Here is a 20,356-nt window from a genome sequence, read left to right on the forward strand (position 1 = left end):
TTTCACTTAGCCTCACCATTATATTCATTCATCACATGGTCGAAACGCGAACTCGCGATAAAATCTTCCACCGCATGTGCAGAATGTTCTATTACTTTTTGCATTGTTTCCATTTCTTGTTTTGAGAATTTCTGTAAGACATAATCTGGTACAGACATACCGTTGGTCGGTCTTCCGATACCGATACGGATACGTTTGAATTGATCTGTACCAAGATGTTGAATAATCGATTTCATACCATTATGACCGCCGGCACTGCCCTTTTGACGTAAACGGACTTGTCCTTGTGCTAAATCCAAATCATCATAGAGCACTAATAAATCTTCAACATCTACATTATAGTAATCCATTAACGGACCGACAGCTTCTCCTGATAAGTTCATCAAAGTCATCGGTTCAATGAATAATACTTTGTCACCTGCGACACGTTCAATCGTATATGCGCCACGGAATTTTTGTTTATCTAACTTTAATTGATTAGATTCTAATAAATAATCTATTACTTCAAACCCGATATTATGTCTGGTTTGTTCAAATCGTTTACCGATATTGCCTAATCCGACAATACACTTCATGCTTTTCTGCCTCCATCTCTTCTTTTCTTTTGATTTGGCATCGGTCATCTACACCGATGTCTATGTATCGCTTTATTCCCTATATTAACACAAATCAGGATAAACCCTGACACGTAAAGCATGTAATATGACGCAATAAAAAAAGCCGATCACACAAAAATGTGAACGGCACAAATATAAGAAAAAATTATTCTTCTTCTTCGTCTTCTTTGTTTTCTCCAACAACTTCTGGTTCTGGAGTATCAGCGTCGCCTGCTTCAACTTCTTGGATTTCTTCTTCGCTTGGTCCTTGAGTTGGAGGTGTTACAGTTACAACTGTATCTTCAGGATCGTTTTCGATTGTGAAGTCGCCTGTTACTTTCAAGTCTTGAACTGCGATAGTGTCACCGATTTCTAATTCAGTGATATCTGCTTCAAGATATTCAGGAATGTTGTCTGGAGTTGCAGTAACTTCAACGTAGAATAATGGTTGGTCAACTACGCCGCCTTCTTTAGCGCCTACTGCTTCACCAACTAAGTGTACAGGTACTTCAACAGTACGTTCTTCAGTCATGTTGATTGCTAAGAAGTCGATGTGTGTAACTTGGTTTTTAAGTGGGTCGTATTGGTAGTCAGCTACCATTACTTTGATTGTTTTAGAACCTACACCTAAGTCAATAACACCGTTACGTCCAACTTCACGGATAACTTTGATGAATTCTACTTCATCAACTTTAACTGATACGTTTTTTTGACCGTAACCATACATAACTGCTGGTACTTTACCTGAGTTTCTGATTGCTGTTAAATCAGAACGTCTTTGTTTACCTTGACGGATAATAGACTTTAATGAAGCCATTTCCTTTTTCCACCTTTCGTATATGAGATATCAGATCGTTGCTTATAATAAGCGTTCAATAGTCAATCTCTCCGACACTTGCCCATCGGTTGTTTGACCGCTTGCAAGTGTTTGATATGTTCGTTACAGAAAGTCACGAACGGAATTATTATACACATTTTTACAAATTACGTCAACTGCTCATTTGATTTAATACCGTGAAAATGAAAAAACTGCAGCCAAAGACTGCAGTTTTAATCATTAGTCGAATAATACACTCACTGATTCTCTTTCGTAAACACGAACGATTGCTTGAGCAATTAATCCAGCAATTGATAATTCAGTTGTGTTTTCTGGTTTGCGACCATCGTCAAGACGGATTGAGTTTGTCACAATCAATTCTTTGATTGCTGAGTTTTCAATACGTTCTTTCGCTGGTCCAGAAAGTACAGCGTGTGAACAACAAGCATAAACTTCTTTAGCACCTTTGTCTTTCAACGCTTGTGCTGCTAATGTGATTGTTCCAGCTGTATCGATAATGTCGTCAATGATAATTGCAGTACGTCCATCAATATCACCTACGATATTCATAACTTCTGCAACGTTTGGTTTTGGACGACGTTTGTCGATAATTGCGATTGGTGTTTTCAAAATGTCTGCTAATTTACGTGCGCGTGTCACGCCGCCGTGGTCTGGTGAAACCACAACTGTTTCTTCTGGGTCGATATCAGGATTGCTCTTGAAGTATTCCGCAAGAATCGGTACACCCATTAAGTGATCGATTGGAATATCGAAGAATCCTTGAATTTGTGGTGCGTGCAAGTCTAAAGCGATCATACGGTCTGCGCCTGCTACTTGAATCAAGTTAGCAACTAATTTCGCAGTAATCGGCTCACGGCTGCGTGCTTTACGGTCTTGACGTGCATAACCATAATAAGGAACCACAATGTTAATTGTTGCCGCAGAAGCACGTTTACATGCATCTATCATAATCAACAATTCCATTAAATGTACGTTAACCGGATAAGATGTAGGTTGGATAATGAAGACGTCGCAACCTCGGATACTTTCTTCAATATTGATTTGGATTTCGCCGTCACTGAAACGTTTTACCGAACATTTCCCTAATTCAATTCCAATGTTATCCGCTACTTCACGTGCAAGCGGCTCATTTCCTTTCAACGAGAAAATCTTTAAAGATGAATTTTTATATTCATTAGCTAACATTTATAGTCCTCCATTTATTTGCATTCATGCGTCGTTCAGGTCGAACTGATACATAACATCCTATTTAATTTTACTGAATTGGACAAGATACATCAATAGTTGTTAGTCGTTATTTTTATTTAAATAGCCTGGTTTTGTCGTTTGTCTTGCGCGTGCAAGGGCTAAACTGTCATTTGGAATATCGTCTGTAATCGTTGAGCCAGCGGCGATTAAGACACCATCACCGACTGTTACAGGTGCAACTAGATTTGTGTTGCAACCGATAAATGAATCTTTTCCGATAATTGTTTTAAATTTATTTTTACCATCGTAATTGACTGTAATCGAACCACAACCGACATTCGTACGTTCGCCGATTTCAGCATCTCCGATGTAACTTAAGTGCGATACTTTCGCACCATCTTTAAGTTCTGCTTTCTTCACTTCGACAAAGTTGCCGACTTTCACCTCATTACCTAAATGTGCGTTTGGTCTTAATTGTGCGAATGGACCTACTGTTGTATCATCGCCGACTGTCGCATCATTGACCACTGATTGTTTAATTGTCGTACGATTACCGATAGTACTGTTATTAACATCTGAGTATTGACCGATAACTGTATCTTCACCGATGACAGTGCCTTTACCTAAATGCACACCTGGTTCAATAATTGTATCCATACCAATTTGTACATCGGCTTCAATATACGTTGAAGCTGGATCAATTAAAGTGACACCATTACGCATATGATACTCATTCACACGTTCACGATAAGCCGCTTCTGCTTTACTTAACGCAACACGGTCGTTCACTCCCATAATTTCATCAAAGTCATCAGTACGATAAGCGTCTGCGATTTTACCCGCTTCAAGCGCTAACGTAATGACATCTGGTAAATAATATTCACCTTGTGCATTATCGTTTTTAACTTTTTCTAATAACTCGAATAATAAAACGTTATCGAATGCGAAAATACCTGTACTGATTTCATCGATTTCGCGTTCAGCTTCTGTCGCATCTTTTTGTTCTACAATTTTAGCCAAACGGCCATCTTGATCTCTGACAATACGACCATATCCGAATGGATTGTCAGCTGTCGCAGACAGCACTGTAACACCTGCTTGTTGTGCTTCATGGTAATCTGCCAAAGCTTTTAATGTTTCAGGTGTGATAAGCGGAGTATCGCCGCACACGACCAACGTTGTGCCTTCTTTACCTTTCAATTCATCAGCTGCCATTTTCACAGCGTGCGCTGTACCTAATTGTTCCTCTTGGAAACTATAAGATGATTGACTTCCTAAAGTTTCTTTCACACTTTCAGCACCGTGTCCGACGATTGTGACAATTTCATCTGTTCCTGCTTGTTTCACGCTGTCGACCACATGCTCAATCATACTTTTGCCCGCTACTTTATGTAGCACTTTGTAAAGTTTCGATTTCATTCTGGTACCTTTACCAGCTGCTAATACTACCGCATATCTCTGCATGACTGCGAACCCTCCAATAATTTTACACTTCGTTATTATTATAAATTAAGGTAAGTTGCACTTTCAAGACTCACCCTTACATCCGTTTGAGGAGATAAGCTGAACAAGTCCGTTTTATCATAGCATATCTTTTTAATATTTTACACAATATTGTTTGGTGATAAAAAAGACTCGTGCATTCAAGTTATCCAGCCCATCAAATGGTATAAAAAACCCTCGATCACATGACCGAGGGTTTAAAAGTTACATTTCTATCTTTAAGCTTTTAATTAAGCTTCTTCGTTATCATTATCTTCTGATTCTGATGGTTTCGCATTCTTATCTGGAATGACTTCATCAGTTTCATCATATACTTTCATCACTGCATCTTGAATTTCTTGTCTCATATCTGAATTAATCGGATGCGCGATGTCACGGAATTCACCATCTGGTGTGCGTTTGCTCGGCATTGCGACGAATAGACCTGAGTTGCCTTCAATTACACGCAAATCATGGACTACGAATGCGTCGTCTAGTGTGATTGACACTAGTGCTTTCATTCTTCCATCAGTTTGTATTTTTCTAAGTCTTACATCTGTCACTTTCATGTAGTGAGCCCCCCTAGTATATCTCTCTATTGTCTTATAGAAGCTTACAATATTTAATTAAAAATTATTTTCCTTTAACTTGAGCGATAACCTCAATCTCAACCTTTACGTCTTTTGGCAGACGCGCAACTTCCACACAGCTTCTTGCTGGTTTATGCGCATCGAAGTATAAGCCGTAAACTTCGTTGATTTCTTGGAAATCGTTCATATCTTTAATAAAGATATTTGCTTTAATCACTGAATCCATATCGGCACCCGCTTCTTGTAAAACCGCTTTAAGGTTTTCAAGTACTTGACGCGTTTGTACCTGTACTTCATCACTGACAAGTTCATTAAATTCATTTAGTGGAATCTGCCCTGAAGTGTAAACCAAATCATTCACGACAACTGCGTGTGAATAAGGGCCTAAAGCTTCAGGCGCTTTATTACTGTGAATCGTCTTCATGTTGTTGACCGCTCCTTTATGAGAATTTAGATAAAACATTGCCTTGTTCGACTTTAAAGTCCTGATTGTATTCATCTACATCAGACAGTCTTACCAAGGAAGTATAATCTTCAATCAATCTTTGTTTGACTTCTTTAGATTCTACAAGTACTGATACCCCCTTGACATGCGCTTTAAACTCATTCATTAAATTCATCACGCCATTTATCGAGCCGCCCGCGCGCATAAAGTCATCGACAATTAATACATTCGAATTTTCTTTTAATGTGCGTTTCGACAAGACCATTGTTTCGATCTTGCGCGAAGAACCCGATACATAGTTGATAGAGACTGTAGAACCCTCAGTTACTTTATTATCCTTTCGAATAACAACTACTGGTAAATTTAATACATTTGCTACGGCATTGGCAAGAGATATCCCTTTTGTCGCAATCGTCACAATCGCATCTAAGTCTTCATCCATATAAATTGTCGCAATCAAACGTCCAACTTTATTCAACAATTCTGGATTGCCCATCAAGTCGGATAGGAATAAATATCCACCTGGCAATAAGCGCTCTTTTTCTTGAAGATGTACAATCACTTCATCAATCACTTGTTCTGCTTCTTCTTTGCTCATTGTCGGACGATATGTCACACCACCGCTTGCACCTGCAGTCGTAATCACTGTACCCAGCTTTTCTTTATGCAAGGTTTCGCGAACAATGTGGATGTCCTCACTGATTGATGATTTCGCTTGTTTAAATTTCTTCACAAAATGCGTCAATGGTATCAACTTGTTTGGATGGCTCATCAAATAATGAGTCATATACACAATGCGTTCGCTTCGTTTATAACGCAAGAGAATCCTTCCTTTCTTAACCTAGTAATCTGACTAAATAAACCTCGTTACAGCACCCGTGAACCGCGTTATATATGTTTTGTGCTTGCTTATAATGTTTCGCTAAGCTATATACCGTCGGGCCGCTGCCGCTCATCAACGCGCCATCTGCACCGCTGTTAAGCATATTTTGTTTCAGCTTTTGAATGTCTGGATGCATGTCCATGGAAATCGCTTCTAAGCTATTAGATAACGATGCACAGATTTGCTTATAATCTCCGTCTTCAATTGCTTTGATACATGCATCTGATTGTGTCGCTTGCTGCGGTGTTTCTTCAATACGCAACGCTTGAAACACACAAGGTGTTGAAATGCCGACGTTCGGCTTTGCGATGACTACCCAAGCTTTCGGCGGGCGTTTCAACAAACGTACTTTTTCACCATGTCCTGTACATACCGCTGTTTTGCTGTAAATACAAAAAGGCACATCGGAACCGACCTGACTTGCCAAACGACTTAAATCATCTAATGACAAACCAAGTTCAAATAACCGATTCATTGCACGCATTGTGGCTGCCGCATCAGCAGAACCACCGCCAAGGCCTGCTGACACTGGAATTTCCTTTTCCAGTACAATCGTCACACCTTGTTGGATTTGATATGTTTCTTTCATCAGCATTGCTGCTTTATACGCTAAATTCTTCGCGTTTTCAGGCACAAAATTATAATCCACTTGTACAACAACACGTTGATCTTCACGCTTTTCAACAGTAACGCGGTCATTCAAGTCCACCGTTGTCATTACCATTTCAACTTCATGAAACCCATCATTTCTTTTATAAAGTGCATCTAAAGTGAAGTTAATTTTGGCAGGTGCCTTTTCATATATCATCTTACCGCCCACCTTTACTGTTAAATTTGCTTTAGTTCAGAAATGTCTGCTTCGCCTATCAGGCGACGAGAGAGGTTCCCTCTTCTTTCACAGCATTAAAATGACGTTCATCATTTGCATTAGTGTTATTATAACACGAACATTACCATATATCACAGTGCTTAATGTTATGAAAATGAAAAAGTTTTAACTAAGTTGCGAAGATGTTTTATATTCACGCTTCGTAAAGAGATACTTGCTGTTACTCAACTTCATACCTATGCATACAAATTTAAAATTTACATAGGAATTCCAATTTTCGATTCACAAAGCAACCCGCATCATCACAGTGAAAAGCAAAATCACTACCACAAACTTAAAACTCTGTATAATGACTGGCACAATCTGTTCAAGTATTCAGAAGACCTTTGAGATCTGAAAATCCTCAAACTTAAAATAAAGCAAAATAAAAAGAGGAATCCTGAATCAGGATTCCTCTTTTTTATACGAAGCATATAGCTTCAATGTTATGATATTCTAGTGTGCAACTGCATCCTGGTGATTTTCATCCACAAACGAAACTTGGACGTTTTCTGTCAACACATCAGTGTATGTATAAGATACACGTTCAAAGTTGTGTTTATCTTGGTCTAATTCAACAACGAATACCGCTGGATATGTTTCTGATAACACGCCACAACGTTCGATTGTTTTTTTACGACCACCATTTGCTTTAAGTACAATACGGTTTCCTAAATGACACTCAAGTGCATTTTTGATTTCCCAAATTGATTTTGGCATATTGCTCCACCTCGCTACAAATTGTATTATAACACATTTATAGCGATTCAGTCAAATAAAATTTAAATTTTAACAATCGACGGGCAGCATGTCAATATTTTAAAACTCTAATTCCGGGAAATTTTTCAAGTTAGTGTACAAATTCGCAAATTCTTTAATAGATAATGTTTCTCCACGACGTCTTGGATCAATTCCACTCTCATCTAGCCAAGTTTTAATCTTGTCTTTCAGTTTTTTACCATCGAAAAATAAGCTTTGATAATTATTTGCGATGGTTTTTCGACGTTGGCTGAATGCTGCTTTTGTCATTTTAAAGAAGCGATCTTCATCGTCTACAGAAACAATCGGTTCAGTACGTTTCATCAGTTTAACCACAATCGAATCTACATTCGGAGGTGGCATAAAGACTGTTTTAGGCACAGTCAGTACTTTAGATGTTTCAGTATAATACTGCGCCACAATCGATAATGAACCATAAGCTTTTGTGCCGACAGCCGCATTTAAGCGTTCTCCGACTTCTTTCTGCATCATCACCACATAGCCATCAATCGGTAAAGACTGAGACATCAAGTTCAATAAAATAGGTGTCGTTATATAATACGGTAAGTTCGCAACGACCATAATCTTATCGCAGTCTGAAAAATGTGTTTGCACTGCATCTACCACATTTGCTTTCAAAATGTCTTCATTAATCACAGTCACATTGTCATAATCTGACAAAGTATCATCTAAAACAGGAATCAAGCGTTGGTCAATTTCAAACGCTACGACTTTTTTCGCATGTTTCGCTAATTGTTCTGTTAAAGACCCCATACCAGGACCGACTTCAATAACACCAGTTGTTTCGTCAATGTTGCTCGCTTCGATAATTTTATGAATAATATTCACATCAATTAAGAAGTTTTGACCTAAACTCTTCTTAAAATCGAATTGATATTTATCTAACAAGGCACGCGTACGTGTCGGTGTTGCTATATCTTTTTTCATCACTTACGTTTCACTTCCTTTATCTTCATTCAAAGCAGCTCTGACATCTGCTTCTGTATAACCAAACGCATTTAATTTCTTTAAAAGTTGTTTGCCGTTGGAATGACCAATATGTAATTTACGCCCTAATACTTCTCGTTTATGACGCGCATCAGGCCCGACAATTAAACCTAAATCAATCAAAACAGCTTTGCTGATAGATTCCATGCCTTCTTCAAACGGTGAAGATACATGCATTAACGCTTCTCTGATGGCTTCAAACGAGGCATGTTCCACCCCGATTTTACCACGTTTATTTTTCGCTTGTTCACGATCAATATACGCATGTTTCACACCTGGTACATGATCACGAATCGTATTTCGAATTTTATCACCCGGGAAATCTGGGTCTGTTAAAACAATTACACCTCTTGTTTCTTGCGCATATCGAATCACATCTAACGTTTCTGCATTAATAGCACTGCCATTTGTTTCTATCGTATCGCACTCTACTGCACGTTTAACACGCTCTGTATCATCGCGGCCTTCTACCACAATAAACTCATTTATTTTCATCGCTTTCGTCACCTTTCACAGTGTTAACTTTAATACTATACCATATCTGTCAGCATGAAAAATAAAACATCGTCACGTTATATCGTATCTTGTTTAATTATATATTTTGACGTCCAAAGCCGAAATCTTTATTATTTACATTAAGATGGAAAACAACATGCGCTAACATGTTATCACTCTGGGCCCGTTAAAAAGAGATGGCGAATGTTATAGCTATTCAACCAAAGTTGGATGGTTATTTTTTATGCCTTTATTTCCTTTGTTGACTACTCACAAGGATTAAACCTATCATCGTCAAGAAGACCATAAGCATTCATAATCACTCATCGTGTATCCTCTCTGGAGTTGTGCATCATAGACATCAGCCCTTTGAATGGATTAGCCACCATCTATCCAACTTGCTTGAAAAGGTTACAATATGAACAGAGCTTATATTCTTATATAAAAATATGATTTTAATATCATAAAAATGATACATTCAAACATGACGAAAGCGCCCTTCTGATGTAGAACGGCGCTTTCTCTTTATATTATTAATTTAAGTTAAATAATCTTTCCGCATTTTCAGTCGTTTGTTTTGCAACTTCTTCGTAACTGATACCGCGTAATTCTGCGATTTGTTCCGCAACTAATGTCACGCGCATCGGTTCGTTACGTTTACCTCTATAAGGGTGCGGTGATAAATAAGGTGCATCTGTTTCTACTAATAGACGATCTAATGGCACATGTTTTGCGACTTCTTTAGGCTGTTTCGCATTTTTGAATGTGACAGGTCCGCCTAATGAAATATAGAAACCGAGTTTATTAATCACGACATCTGCGATTTCAGGTGAACCGCTGAAACTATGCATAATACCGCCGACTTCTTCTGCGTGTTCCTCCATTAGAATATCCACACAATCTTGTGTCGCTTCACGATTATGAATGACAATCGGCAAGTTCACACGTTTTGCGAGTGCGATTTGTTTACTGAACACTTCTTTTTGAACATCTTTTGGTGATTTATCCCAGTGATAGTCTAAGCCCATTTCACCGATGCCGATCACTTTAGGGTGCTCGGCTAATTTTTCAATCCATTGTTCACGTTCTTCTGTGTAATCAATCGCATCCACTGGATGCCAACCAATAATCGCATATAAGAAATCATATTGTTCCACAAGTTCCATCGCACGTTCAATCGTTGGTGTATCAAATCCAACGACAAACATGCGATCGACACCTGCGTTTCTTGCACGGTCGATGACTTCTTGTAAATCTTCATCATATTGTTCTGCGTTTAAATGTACATGTGTATCAATTAACATGATGTGTACTCCTTTCATTACTGCTTTTCTCAGTGTTCATACACTATGATTATACCCATTCTTTCTATGAAACATTTCAAAGTATGAGTAAGCGTCAAAGAAGCGGCTCAAACAGCATTCGCTGCAAGCCGCTTGTCTTGATTGTTCAATTATTTAATCACTGCACCGTTAGGAATCGCATTCGGCAAGCTGACCAGTGTTAAGACACCGTCTTTTTCTGCTGATAGAATCATACCTTCTGATTTACGGCCCATTAATTTTGCTGGTTTCAAGTTCGTCACAACTGCGACTTTTTTACCGATAATATCATCAGGTTCATAGAATTTTGCGATACCTGAAACGATTTGGCGTTGTTCTTCGCCTAAATCTACTTGAATTTTTAAGAGTTTATCTGATTTCTTCACATTTTCTGCATCCATTACTGTTGCAGCTTTGATTTCAACTTTATCGAAATCTTTAATTGTGATTTGAGGTTTCGCGTCTTCTTGTGCTTCCTCTTTTGTTTCTTCTTTTGCTTCTTCAGCTTGTGGTGCTGAACCTTGCATTGAGTCTTTAATAAATGCCACTTCTGCTTCTGTATCTAAACGAGGGAAAATCGGTTTAGGTTTTTCAGTTACTGTAATCGGTTCAGTTAATGCACCATATGAATTTAAGCTGTCTAGTTCATATAGTTCAGGACTATTGATGTGTAATTGCGCAAAGATTTCACGTGGTGCGTGTGTTAAGAATGGGCGTAATAAGACAGCTGCGAAGCGGATATTTTCCACTAAGTGTGCCATCACGTTGCCAAGCATTTCTCTTTGGCTGTCATCTTTAGCTAAAATCCATGGTGTTGTTTCATCAATATATTTATTCGTACGGCTGATGAACTTCCATACTGTTGAAAGTGCAACAGAGAACTGTAAGTTTTCCATATTTTGATGGTATTCTTTGACTGTATCTAATGCGAATTGTTCCATCTCAGCATCTAAGTCATGTTTTGGTCCTTCATACGCAGGCAACTCGCCGCCGAAGTATTTGTTGATCATCGCAATCGTACGGTTGACTAAGTTACCTAAGTCATTGGCTAAATCAAAGTTTGTACGGTCAACGAACGCTTCTGGTGTGAAGACACCGTCAGAACCAAATGGTAATTCTCGCATTAAGTAGTAACGTGTCGCATCTAAGCCATAACGATCGATTAATACGTTCGGATCTACGACGTTACCTTTAGATTTACTCATTTTACCGTCTCTCATTAAAATCCAACCGTGTGCGAAGACGCGTTTTGGAAGCGGTAAGTCTAGCGCCATTAATAAGATCGGCCACACGATAGAGTGGAAACGCACAATTTCTTTCGCCATTAAGTGTAAATCAGCCGGCCAATATTTTTGGAATAGGCTATCATCATCTGATAAATAACCAAGAGCTGAAATATAGTTCACCAACGCATCAATCCATACGTAAACAACGTGTTTAGGATTAGACGGTACTTGTACGCCCCAATCAAATGTCGTACGTGAGACAGCCAAGTCTGTTAATCCTGGTTTAATAAAGTTGTTAATCATTTCGTTCTTACGAGAAGGAGGTTGAATGAATTCAGGGTTCGCATCATAGAATTCTAATAAGCGATCCGCATATTTAGAAATATTGAAGAAGTAACTTTCTTCTTTAACTAATTCTACTTCATGTCCAGAATCCGGGCTTTTACCGCCGATAATATTGCCATCATTATCGTATTCTGGATCATCAAGTTGAGATTCTGTATAGTAAGTTTCATCCGGTACAGAATACCAGCCTTCATATTCACCAAGGTAAATATCACCTTGTGCTAATAGACGTTCAAAGACTTTCTCTACAACTTCTTTGTGACGTTTTTCAGTTGTTCTGATAAAGTCATCATTTGAAATCTCTAATTTTTCCCATAACGCTTTAATACCTTTAATCATGTCATCTAGGTATTCTAATTCTGTAAGGCCAGCTTTATGTGCCTTTTCTTGAATTTTTTGGCCATGTTCGTCTGTACCTGTCAAATAACGTACATCATAGCCTTGCATGCGTTTGTAGCGCGCAATGACGTCGCCTGCTACAGTTGAATAGGCATGCCCAATGTGTAATTTACCACTCGGGTAATAAATAGGTGTTGTTATATAAAATGTATCTTTCGCCATTCCATGCTCCTCCTTGTATCTTACATAATTAATATATCTAAATTCAGTATTGATTTCAATGCAGAGTCCCCGTCATGACAGTCTCAGAAACACACTCAACATGACTTCTAACGCAAAATAAGTCCTTGTACTCTTCATATAAGTTCGACTGATTTGATTCCATATGTATATATTGTAACAATTCTAATGAACGGTGCATATAGAGACGATGTTGATTATGTAAAATTGACATAAAAATAAAAAGAAACTCACAAATGTTTATTTATGAGCCAAAACGATTTGATGTAGTTTTTTCTTGGTTAGTGATTATTAATAGGAAATAAGCTGACTATATCACCTATTATCTGCATTGAACTTATTCATTTGATTTATTATTCCTTAATCAACCCCTTGTATTGATAAAAGCAACAGAACCCGAGAAAGCGTTCTGTTGCTGAGAAATTAAGTAAATAATCTTATAATCGCAAACGTCACACTGACCACTGTAACGATGATTGCGATATTTAATAATTTTCCGCCTTGTTCTTGTTGGTATTTTTTGTATTTCGCACTACAAATAATACTTCCAACTCCAAAGATTGGCATAATTAATGAGAGGACAATAAAAACCCAAGCCCAAACTTTTAATGTTTTTCCTGCTTCTTTCACTTTTTCTGCCATGTTGTTGCGCTCCTTATATGTTTATTCTGCTGCTTTTTAGGAACAGGACACACCTATCTACTCATTTAGGAATACACACGTGTGTCCGTTCCTATGAAGCAGTTATTTCACTCTTTTCAGTGAATCTTGTGCGTCTTTTTTGTAATGCAACTCATGTTTTTGATCTTTGAATTCATACTTCACTACTACTTGGTCGACGTCATCATTTCCAGAGAAAGGCATGGATGACATGCTGCCGATGAGTTTAGTCGGGAGGTCTACGTCTTCGTTGAAGTGAAGCGGCACAGTCAATTTTTTATCTTTCTTATCATAAACAACCTGTTTATGATCAATCTCAAATATTTTTACAGCTTCTAACTTTCTATCGGCTTTATGCAAATCATTTTTTACAGAACCAGGAAGAGGATCCCCCTTCGCGCAACCCATTACGATAACCATCAATAGGCATAAACTCATCAAACAAATTTTCTTCATAGTTTACTCCTTCGATTTAAATTGTTAAATAATGATTGAATAGAAGATTAACAAAATCAACGTTCCTAACGGTCTGAGTGTGATAAACGAAAATTTTCTTCTTCTAACTGCTAATACAATATCAATAACCAAATAAATAATAACCATTAAAAACAGGATAAGACCTATTGTGAAAATACCGCCTGCTAAATCATCTTTTAAAACAGGTGTTAACTTTAATTTAATCGCAATCATACAAACAATAGAGATAATTGCTGAAATAATACCTTTATACTTAGATGAAGCAAGATTAATTTGAATACTTTCAATGTCTTCATACTGTCCCTTAGTTACTGAATGTTCTGAGAGAGGATCCAAACTTCTTAGCTTCACTTTATAAGGACGTGTCCAAAACGATTTAATCGCCAACCATCCGTATACCACTACACTTATAATGAGCACAAGTATGTAATTCTGTAATGAACTAAAACTAGAATCTACATAGAAGAATGTAATCAAAAAGATTAACGCAGATATACCATAGGCAATCCATTGCAGTAATTTAATACCTTCCGCATACATTACCGAAGTAATATACACCACGTAATACAAACCTGCCATTAAAATTAATAATAAATATGTCATATGTTTTCTCCTACATTTCCATAACCTTTACTTTCAACATCTCACCTTGCCAATATTCAGGTTCAACTGAAAATTCTACCTTTGCCAAATTAGGCATGATTAGTGCGTCTAGTTCCATAATGCTTTTACTTCTTTTTTGTTAGCGGAACTTAATTTTAGAATTTATTATTCGAGAAATTCATCCGCATCTTCCAACTCAAAATTCGATAACACCTGAGTATAATGTATATACAATAAAAAACATTATAATAGCTAATCAATATTAAGCCTATCGTTACTAAAAACATATATTTCGAATCATTGATATTTGGTACGAGTATATATTCTATAATCTTTTCTACTACTACAATTAAACTGATGCCAAAAAGTATTGCTATAACTAGTATCTTGCTTTCAACTTTGTCTTTATGGTTTTTTCCTTTTAACCAACTAGGCGTCTTATGTAAAAGTATTACTCCAAACATAAATGACAATATACATAAAACCATTGTTATAGATCCTACAATCCAAATTTCAAATAAAACTATCCCTTTTCTTACAACCAAAAAATAGTAAGTATTATACACGGCAAAATAGCGCTATACATAGCTAAAACATTGATTATAAATAAAACCAGAGCTTTTCTTTTCATGCTTTTATGATTCTTGGGTCTTCGAATTACATAAATCAAAAAAGTGGATATACTAACTAAAAGCATGAATAGCCATATTATTACGAGATACCAAGGTGTCTCAGATATAGTCAATCCATAAAAATATTGAGCGCTCGACATCGCTAATGGGATTAATGTTAAACTTCCTAATATTTGTGGCATAGGGCTTCTTAACTTTTCATAAGCAGCATTCAATTTTAAGTCATTCCTTTGAAAATCTAAGCTTATTTTACATAAAATTGATATTGATAAAATTTATTTAGATATTTGTTATTCGAAAAATTCATCTGCATCTTCCAATTCATAATTCGATAATACTTGGGTGTAATGTATGTAAAGCATAAAGATAACGAAATATACGAACGGCATCATCCCTCCTATCGCTAAAATCATAAACTTTGATTGATTGATATTCGGAATTGTAAAATATTCAATCACTTTTTGAATTAAAACTACTAAACTAAAAAGGAATAAAATTATCATTGCTATCACTTTACCAGAAATCTGTTCATCTTTTTTCTTGGTTTTAAGCCAAAATGGTGTATTACTAAGCAAATAAATTCCGCAAATGAAAGCAATTAAACACACAAACATTGTAATTATACCAACACTCCAAAAAAAAGTGAGATCAACACCATTTTCAGCAGCCATAAAGAAATAAGAGTTGTATAAAGAGATAACCACGCAATATAAAGCTAAAATATCTAAAATCATCAACTTAAAAGCACTTTTTTTCATATCTTCATGATTTTTAGGATATTGTAAAAACAATACAAAAAAGCATGACATAGAAACTACAATAATTAATATACTACTTACTATTAAATACATGGGTGTGCTTTCTATAGTTAGACTATAAAAATACTGAACAAAACCTGGAAAACTAAATAAAATAGAAAATACACCTAAGATTTGCGGAAGTGGATTTCTTAATTTTTTATATGCATCATTCAATCTAACAACCTCTTTCTATTTAATAATTTCAATATTAACAACTAAAACACAACACCCAATCTTTAACCAGATTTTACAAATGGTAAATTTTTAACAATTGAACTTTCTACATAACCAACTCTTTTTTAGTTTGTTTCCATGTATCAGAATTCCTAAATTTATTCATGTATTTATTAGCTTTAGCGGTATCATCGAGTGATTTTCCATCTAATTATTTTAGCTTCTACTACAAATCAAATTATCATTCTATCTACCAAACCAACACATGCTTCAATGGATCCACTAGTTGCTACACCTATCATTTGCTATAAATAAAATTTGGAGATAGATGTTAATTTATTTCTTCAAAATGTTTGAAAACCTGACATCCCCTATTTGCTGAAAATTTACCTTGTCATGGGTTAAGTCTGGTAAAGTACATCTAATTGTTACTACAAGATTATGATTTAGCTCTTATCTCTTCTTAACTTATTTTATTTAAGCCATTGCACTTCATAACCCTATTTGCTATCTTAAGTTTTAGAAAATACTATTTACACTTTATTTGTTAATTAGTATTTTTAAAATTATCATATAAAACTTTACATGTTTTGTATAGAGCGTTTACAGTTTTTTTACACTTTGTTTTATCTCACTCTCTTTATTTTAATATCTTTGAAAAGGACTTTATAAATAATGAAAAACACAAAATTAACATTATCTTTTTTATCACTAATCATTTCCAATTCATTAACTTTAAGTAATGTTGTATCTTTTGAAACTCTAGAAGAAGCTATAAGTAAGCATTCGAATGCAGCCATTAAAGTGAATACTTGAGATGACTCATTTACATACAGTTATGGTCAAAATGTTCTATCATAACCACAACATTCTAAACCAAGTACCATTCATATCAACCAACAAGCAAATAATTTATATACACCGAGGCAATGTATCTTATAAACGTGCAGCAGATGGTAATACTATCAGCACATTTTGGGGAGATGCTAAAAACTGGGCAAGCCAAGCATAAGCTGATGGTTTTATAGTTAATAATCAACCTAAAAAAGGTGCTGTTTTCCAAACACCCATAGGCGTTTGGGGACATGTGGCTTATGTAGAACGCGTCAATATGGATGGTAGTGTGTTTATTTCCGAAATGAACTATATTGCACCATACATCGTGTCTACACGTACTATTTCTGCTTCAGAAGCACGAAATTATAATTATATCCATTAATAATAAGCAACATTAATAAAATATATTTAACCAAAAGAATTAATGAGGTGACCTATGAAAAAGATATGCAGCACCATTATCATTTCTACTTTATTACTAGGAGGATGCCACAATTTGAATAATTCTTTCACAAACAAAGTCCCTGACACTATGCCTGTTAATGAATATAAAGGCCAAGGTTTTCAACCTCATGCTGAAAAGAAAGTCATTGAATTAGCAAAGAAACATTATAATGAATATGCAGAATTAGGAGAAAGATTCTTTCAAGATAATTTCGGTTTGAAGGTTAAAGCTACTAATGTGGTCGGCAGCGGAGATGGTGTGGAAGTGTTTGTCCATTGTGATGATCATGACATCGTGTTTAATTCTAGTATTGTTTTAACATCAGACTCTTTAGGTCATAAAGGATCAATGCGTGCTAAAGGAGAAAGCGACGAACTTTCTACTCAAATCGGAAAAGTAGTCAGCGGCTTTGACTACAAAGCCAACAAGAAAGAATACGATGAACTTTATCAATACTTCAAAGATAATCAAAAAAAATACAGTTATTACGGGTTTACTAAAGAAGCTATAAATAAAACTCAAAATTCAGGTTATCAAAACGAATTTTTTTGGATTAATGGAAATCCTATGACATTAAAAGAGTATCATGAAAAACTTTATCCTTTGATTACTGAGAATGGAAAAACGTTCAAAGATAAATATTACAGCGTTCAAACATCACTGTATAATCAACCTAAATTTGAAATCGTCACTAACTTATTCTCTCGTAATAAAAGCTATAATAGAAAATCTATGTCAAAGAAAGTAGTAGAAATATCTAATGATATTGAGAAATCTATACCTAAAGAAATTCAAGTAAATATATTAGCTACTGATCAAATAATCAATACTAACTCTGCAAGATATAACCAAAATTATGATCATAGAGTTGAATGGAGTATAAATAATGAATGAAATTACAGAACGCGATAAAATTGAATTAAGTAGCTATTGGGCATATCAAGATATGAATAATAAAACTCGAATAAATGTTAATGGAAAATATTTTAAAATCATAGATTCATACCATTCCGAAAATTATTCAAATAAGAATGGTAGCCTCGATGCGGTTACGTTTGAATTATTAGATAAAGACAAAGGAACTGGCCAACAATTCATTGCTTTTCAAGGTACAGATAACACTGAAAAACTAAACCCAATCAACCCTTTAAGAGCTTTTTTAGCTGATGATTGGTTAGAAAACATCAAGCTGGCGAATAACAAAAACAAAACAACTCCTTTATTAAATCAAACCAATGATTATATAAAAGATTATAACAGGAAAATTGCAGACGCTAAGTTACTAAACGAAAAAGAATTTTTTCATAAGTATTATATACCTATTTCAACATATGAAAATAAACAATTAATTGGTATTGGCGGCAATTCTCAAGGAGGCGCTTCAGCTGCCTATCAATGTATTCAACATCTTAGTATCCCAGTAACTATCACAAATAGTGCGATGTTGCCCTTATCATCATTTGATTATTTAGATGTACCTTACTATAAAAATATTATTAGATACCATAGTCATTATGACATCTTGTCTTGGATTCAAGATCCTTTTGTAAAACATGTGCCATCAAAGCGTGTCAATGTGGATAGTGGGGTACCGACTTTAAAAGGGCTAATCGACAGTCATTTAGGCTATAAAAGAAAATTCGATTCTAAGACTAATGGTTATAAAAACATGCCAATTCATACTGTAACATCAGTAAAAGATGTCGTATTAAAAATGGAATGTACGTGCCTCTGACAATCAATATTATGATTGAAATGGACGAACGTATCCCTATGAATGTATGGACTGGTGATGCGATTTCTGTTTCTGGAAATAGCGGACTGATTAAACTGGATATTGAAAATCTAAATAAATTATCTCAAATGGTTTCGGGTGAAATGAGTACCATGCTACAAGAATGTGTATCTTATTTAAATGAAAGTTACAATATCTCCGAAAAGGAAAATGGTCAATTCGATACACGTAAATATAAATTAAAGGACCATTTTGAGAAAACGATTAAGCTTAATGAAGTTGAAGGCTGGTCAACATCCTATAAAGAACGTAGTCGTAACGTTGAAAGTAGCTTAAATGATTTAATGGACACAATAAATTCTATAATTTTAGCCTCTTTGATTATGCCCACATTTAAATCTGTTACGCTTTTTCTAACAAATGCTAAATTGCTAAAATCCCAAGTCGAAAAATTTATTGAAGAGATTTATGATCAAACAGAAAAAAAGATTAGTGAGCTCTTTAAAAATATTGAGCATGATATGCAAGATGGCATACCTGAAGAAACAATGAAGCATTTAAAACTTACCAAAGAAGGCATTTCAAAAATCAAACAACAAAACGATATTTTTGGTCAACAAATCAATGATTGCCATAGCGCAATGTTACAAAAAGATTTGACTGTCATGGAAGGAGATCTCTCTATACCTAATGTTGGTGAACATATGGTAACTCAATTCATTGAACCTTCCCCCTATATGCTTAAGAATATGTCTATACTTAAAAGTCATATAGATACTAGCATCAAAGATTTAGCTAAATATATTCAAAAATTATATAACGAACACGGTAAAATTATCAGTGTTTTACTTGAAACATTAAGTTTTAATTTATCGAGCATCGCTTCTGATTTAGATATATTAGATACCATGTTAAACAATCCAACAACTGAAATTTTAAGCAAAACTTCTCATATTTCATTAGGCAACATTCGTCAAAAATCCGAAAATGCTAGGCATTACTTGCGTAGCCTAGAAACAGTTTTAAATGATGGTAAAGAAATTTCACCTATACTCAATAATCATTTAAGTGATATTTTAATTAATATGAAACCCTTCATTGTACAGATGATTTTTGAGCCATCTCATTATGATGATATGTTTATACTTAATAAACAAGCTCAAGCACGATTAGATCAAATGACACAACAATTAGAAGTCGTAGTGAATGGATTAAAAGAAAATGAAGGTGCTGCTATTCGTGCTTTAGATACTTCAGCTAACACGATTCAAAAGAATATGAAGCTGATTAATAAAGAACTTAAAAAGCTATCATTATATTAATTCATCAATATCATAAGAGGTCACCTATGAAGAAACTATTTTTTTAT

Annotated in this window: 21 protein-coding genes and 1 pseudogene; 4 read left to right on the forward strand and 18 right to left on the reverse strand. The window is 35.5% G+C overall.

The genetic code is table 11. The features are described from left to right. Positions 1-2: 2 nt before the first annotated feature. The 18 genes from pth to MUA87_RS11840 form a co-directional block, all read right to left on the reverse strand. On the reverse strand, positions 3-575 hold the full coding sequence (pth, locus tag MUA87_RS11760) for an aminoacyl-tRNA hydrolase (RefSeq protein WP_002481917.1): 573 nt from the start codon (positions 573-575) through the stop codon (positions 3-5). Positions 576-762: 187 nt separating this feature from the next. Then, positions 763-1,413, reverse strand: coding sequence for a 50S ribosomal protein L25/general stress protein Ctc (locus MUA87_RS11765; protein ID WP_002481916.1), 651 nt, complete (start codon positions 1,411-1,413; stop codon positions 763-765). Positions 1,414-1,653: 240 nt separating this feature from the next. Next, the gene (locus MUA87_RS11770; protein WP_002481915.1) at positions 1,654-2,619 is read right to left on the reverse strand and encodes a ribose-phosphate diphosphokinase; all 966 of its coding nucleotides are present in this window, start codon (positions 2,617-2,619) and stop codon (positions 1,654-1,656) included. Between the two features lie 102 nt (positions 2,620-2,721). Beyond that, positions 2,722-4,086, reverse strand: coding sequence for a bifunctional UDP-N-acetylglucosamine diphosphorylase/glucosamine-1-phosphate N-acetyltransferase GlmU (gene glmU / locus MUA87_RS11775; protein WP_002481914.1), 1,365 nt, complete (start codon positions 4,084-4,086; stop codon positions 2,722-2,724). A 269-nt stretch (positions 4,087-4,355) separates the two neighbouring features. After that, on the reverse strand, positions 4,356-4,673 hold the full coding sequence (gene spoVG / locus MUA87_RS11780) for a septation regulator SpoVG (RefSeq protein ID WP_002481913.1): 318 nt from the start codon (positions 4,671-4,673) through the stop codon (positions 4,356-4,358). Between the two features lie 64 nt (positions 4,674-4,737). Continuing rightward, positions 4,738-5,118 carry a RidA family protein gene (locus MUA87_RS11785; RefSeq protein ID WP_002481912.1) on the reverse strand — a complete coding sequence of 127 codons (381 nt, stop codon included), beginning with the start codon at positions 5,116-5,118 and terminating at the stop codon, positions 4,738-4,740. A 16-nt stretch (positions 5,119-5,134) separates the two neighbouring features. Continuing rightward, positions 5,135-5,959 (reverse strand): pur operon repressor, encoded by an 825-nt coding sequence (gene purR / locus MUA87_RS11790; RefSeq protein ID WP_002481911.1) that lies wholly within the window; start codon positions 5,957-5,959, stop codon positions 5,135-5,137. A 16-nt stretch (positions 5,960-5,975) separates the two neighbouring features. Further along, positions 5,976-6,830 carry a 4-(cytidine 5'-diphospho)-2-C-methyl-D-erythritol kinase gene (ispE, locus tag MUA87_RS11795; RefSeq protein ID WP_023016276.1) on the reverse strand — a complete coding sequence of 285 codons (855 nt, stop codon included), beginning with the start codon at positions 6,828-6,830 and terminating at the stop codon, positions 5,976-5,978. Positions 6,831-7,346: 516 nt separating this feature from the next. Beyond that, positions 7,347-7,610: a biofilm formation stimulator Veg gene (veg, locus tag MUA87_RS11800; protein WP_002481909.1), complete on the reverse strand. Its 264-nt coding sequence runs from the start codon at positions 7,608-7,610 to the stop codon at positions 7,347-7,349. A gap of 99 nt (positions 7,611-7,709) precedes the next feature. After that, positions 7,710-8,597: a 16S rRNA (adenine(1518)-N(6)/adenine(1519)-N(6))-dimethyltransferase RsmA gene (gene rsmA, locus MUA87_RS11805; RefSeq protein WP_031262872.1), complete on the reverse strand. Its 888-nt coding sequence runs from the start codon at positions 8,595-8,597 to the stop codon at positions 7,710-7,712. A gap of 3 nt (positions 8,598-8,600) precedes the next feature. After that, positions 8,601-9,152 carry a ribonuclease M5 gene (gene rnmV / locus MUA87_RS11810; protein WP_057510605.1) on the reverse strand — a complete coding sequence of 184 codons (552 nt, stop codon included), beginning with the start codon at positions 9,150-9,152 and terminating at the stop codon, positions 8,601-8,603. 533 nt (positions 9,153-9,685) lie between these two features. Beyond that, positions 9,686-10,456, reverse strand: coding sequence for a TatD family hydrolase (locus tag MUA87_RS11815; RefSeq protein WP_262550866.1), 771 nt, complete (start codon positions 10,454-10,456; stop codon positions 9,686-9,688). Positions 10,457-10,605: 149 nt separating this feature from the next. Continuing rightward, complete coding sequence (gene metG / locus MUA87_RS11820; protein WP_257243559.1) at positions 10,606-12,639, reverse strand: methionine--tRNA ligase; 2,034 nt, start codon at positions 12,637-12,639, stop codon at positions 10,606-10,608. 408 nt (positions 12,640-13,047) lie between these two features. Next, positions 13,048-13,266 carry a hypothetical protein gene (locus MUA87_RS11825; RefSeq protein ID WP_002481904.1) on the reverse strand — a complete coding sequence of 73 codons (219 nt, stop codon included), beginning with the start codon at positions 13,264-13,266 and terminating at the stop codon, positions 13,048-13,050. A 102-nt stretch (positions 13,267-13,368) separates the two neighbouring features. Then, positions 13,369-13,740, reverse strand: coding sequence for a hypothetical protein (locus tag MUA87_RS11830; RefSeq protein ID WP_023016280.1), 372 nt, complete (start codon positions 13,738-13,740; stop codon positions 13,369-13,371). A gap of 24 nt (positions 13,741-13,764) precedes the next feature. Further along, entirely contained in the window at positions 13,765-14,364 is a 600-nt protein-coding gene (locus MUA87_RS11835) for a DUF5080 family protein (RefSeq protein WP_023016281.1), read from the reverse strand. 155 nt (positions 14,365-14,519) lie between these two features. Further along, positions 14,520-14,930, reverse strand: a complete 411-nt coding sequence (locus MUA87_RS12885; RefSeq protein ID WP_394356882.1) for a hypothetical protein — start codon at positions 14,928-14,930, stop codon at positions 14,520-14,522. 356 nt (positions 14,931-15,286) lie between these two features. Continuing rightward, on the reverse strand, positions 15,287-15,970 hold the full coding sequence (locus MUA87_RS11840) for a DUF5079 family protein (RefSeq protein ID WP_070863972.1): 684 nt from the start codon (positions 15,968-15,970) through the stop codon (positions 15,287-15,289). A 906-nt stretch (positions 15,971-16,876) separates the two neighbouring features. Between MUA87_RS11840 and MUA87_RS12890 the strand changes: the two are divergent. The 4 genes and pseudogenes from MUA87_RS12890 to MUA87_RS11860 all read left to right on the forward strand — a co-directional run. Next, positions 16,877-17,189: pseudogene (locus MUA87_RS12890) on the forward strand (CHAP domain-containing protein); the annotation flags it as partial. 54 nt (positions 17,190-17,243) lie between these two features. Beyond that, a complete protein-coding gene (locus MUA87_RS11850) occupies positions 17,244-18,146 on the forward strand; it encodes a DUF1672 family protein (protein WP_262550870.1) in 903 nt (300 codons plus the stop codon). Further along, positions 18,139-18,987: a hypothetical protein gene (locus tag MUA87_RS11855; protein ID WP_262550872.1), complete on the forward strand. Its 849-nt coding sequence runs from the start codon at positions 18,139-18,141 to the stop codon at positions 18,985-18,987. The genes MUA87_RS11850 and MUA87_RS11855 overlap by 8 nt, the downstream gene beginning before the upstream one ends. After that, positions 18,978-20,309 (forward strand): hypothetical protein, encoded by a 1,332-nt coding sequence (locus MUA87_RS11860; RefSeq protein WP_262569075.1) that lies wholly within the window; start codon positions 18,978-18,980, stop codon positions 20,307-20,309. Before MUA87_RS11855 ends, MUA87_RS11860 begins: the two co-directional genes overlap by 10 nt. The last annotated feature ends 47 nt before the right edge of the window (positions 20,310-20,356 follow it).

Origin of the sequence: Staphylococcus simulans (assembly GCF_025561465.1) — a bacterium.
Taxonomy (GTDB): domain Bacteria; phylum Bacillota; class Bacilli; order Staphylococcales; family Staphylococcaceae; genus Staphylococcus; species Staphylococcus simulans.

Bases quoted from the DNA above. Each gene is read 5' to 3' on its own strand.
- pth (WP_002481917.1), bottom strand. From the start codon at position 575: ATGAAGTGTATTGTCGGATTAGGCAATATCGGTAAACGATTTGAACAA.
- MUA87_RS11765 (WP_002481916.1), bottom strand. From the start codon at position 1,413: ATGGCTTCATTAAAGTCTATTATCCGTCAAGGTAAACAAAGACGTTCT.
- MUA87_RS11770 (WP_002481915.1), bottom strand. From the start codon at position 2,619: ATGTTAGCTAATGAATATAAAAATTCATCTTTAAAGATTTTCTCGTTG.
- glmU (WP_002481914.1), bottom strand. From the start codon at position 4,086: ATGCAGAGATATGCGGTAGTATTAGCAGCTGGTAAAGGTACCAGAATG.
- spoVG (WP_002481913.1), bottom strand. From the start codon at position 4,673: ATGAAAGTGACAGATGTAAGACTTAGAAAAATACAAACTGATGGAAGA.
- MUA87_RS11785 (WP_002481912.1), bottom strand. From the start codon at position 5,118: ATGAAGACGATTCACAGTAATAAAGCGCCTGAAGCTTTAGGCCCTTAT.
- ispE (WP_023016276.1), bottom strand. From the start codon at position 6,830: ATGATATATGAAAAGGCACCTGCCAAAATTAACTTCACTTTAGATGCA.
- veg (WP_002481909.1), bottom strand. From the start codon at position 7,610: ATGCCAAAATCAATTTGGGAAATCAAAAATGCACTTGAGTGTCATTTA.
- rsmA (WP_031262872.1), bottom strand. From the start codon at position 8,597: ATGAAAAAAGATATAGCAACACCGACACGTACGCGTGCCTTGTTAGAT.
- rnmV (WP_057510605.1), bottom strand. From the start codon at position 9,152: ATGAAAATAAATGAGTTTATTGTGGTAGAAGGCCGCGATGATACAGAG.
- MUA87_RS11815 (WP_262550866.1), bottom strand. From the start codon at position 10,456: ATGTTAATTGATACACATGTACATTTAAACGCAGAACAATATGATGAA.
- MUA87_RS11825 (WP_002481904.1), bottom strand. From the start codon at position 13,266: ATGGCAGAAAAAGTGAAAGAAGCAGGAAAAACATTAAAAGTTTGGGCT.
- MUA87_RS11830 (WP_023016280.1), bottom strand. From the start codon at position 13,740: ATGAAGAAAATTTGTTTGATGAGTTTATGCCTATTGATGGTTATCGTA.
- MUA87_RS11835 (WP_023016281.1), bottom strand. From the start codon at position 14,364: ATGACATATTTATTATTAATTTTAATGGCAGGTTTGTATTACGTGGTG.
- MUA87_RS11850 (WP_262550870.1), top strand. From the start codon at position 17,244: ATGAAAAAGATATGCAGCACCATTATCATTTCTACTTTATTACTAGGA.
- MUA87_RS11855 (WP_262550872.1), top strand. From the start codon at position 18,139: ATGAATGAAATTACAGAACGCGATAAAATTGAATTAAGTAGCTATTGG.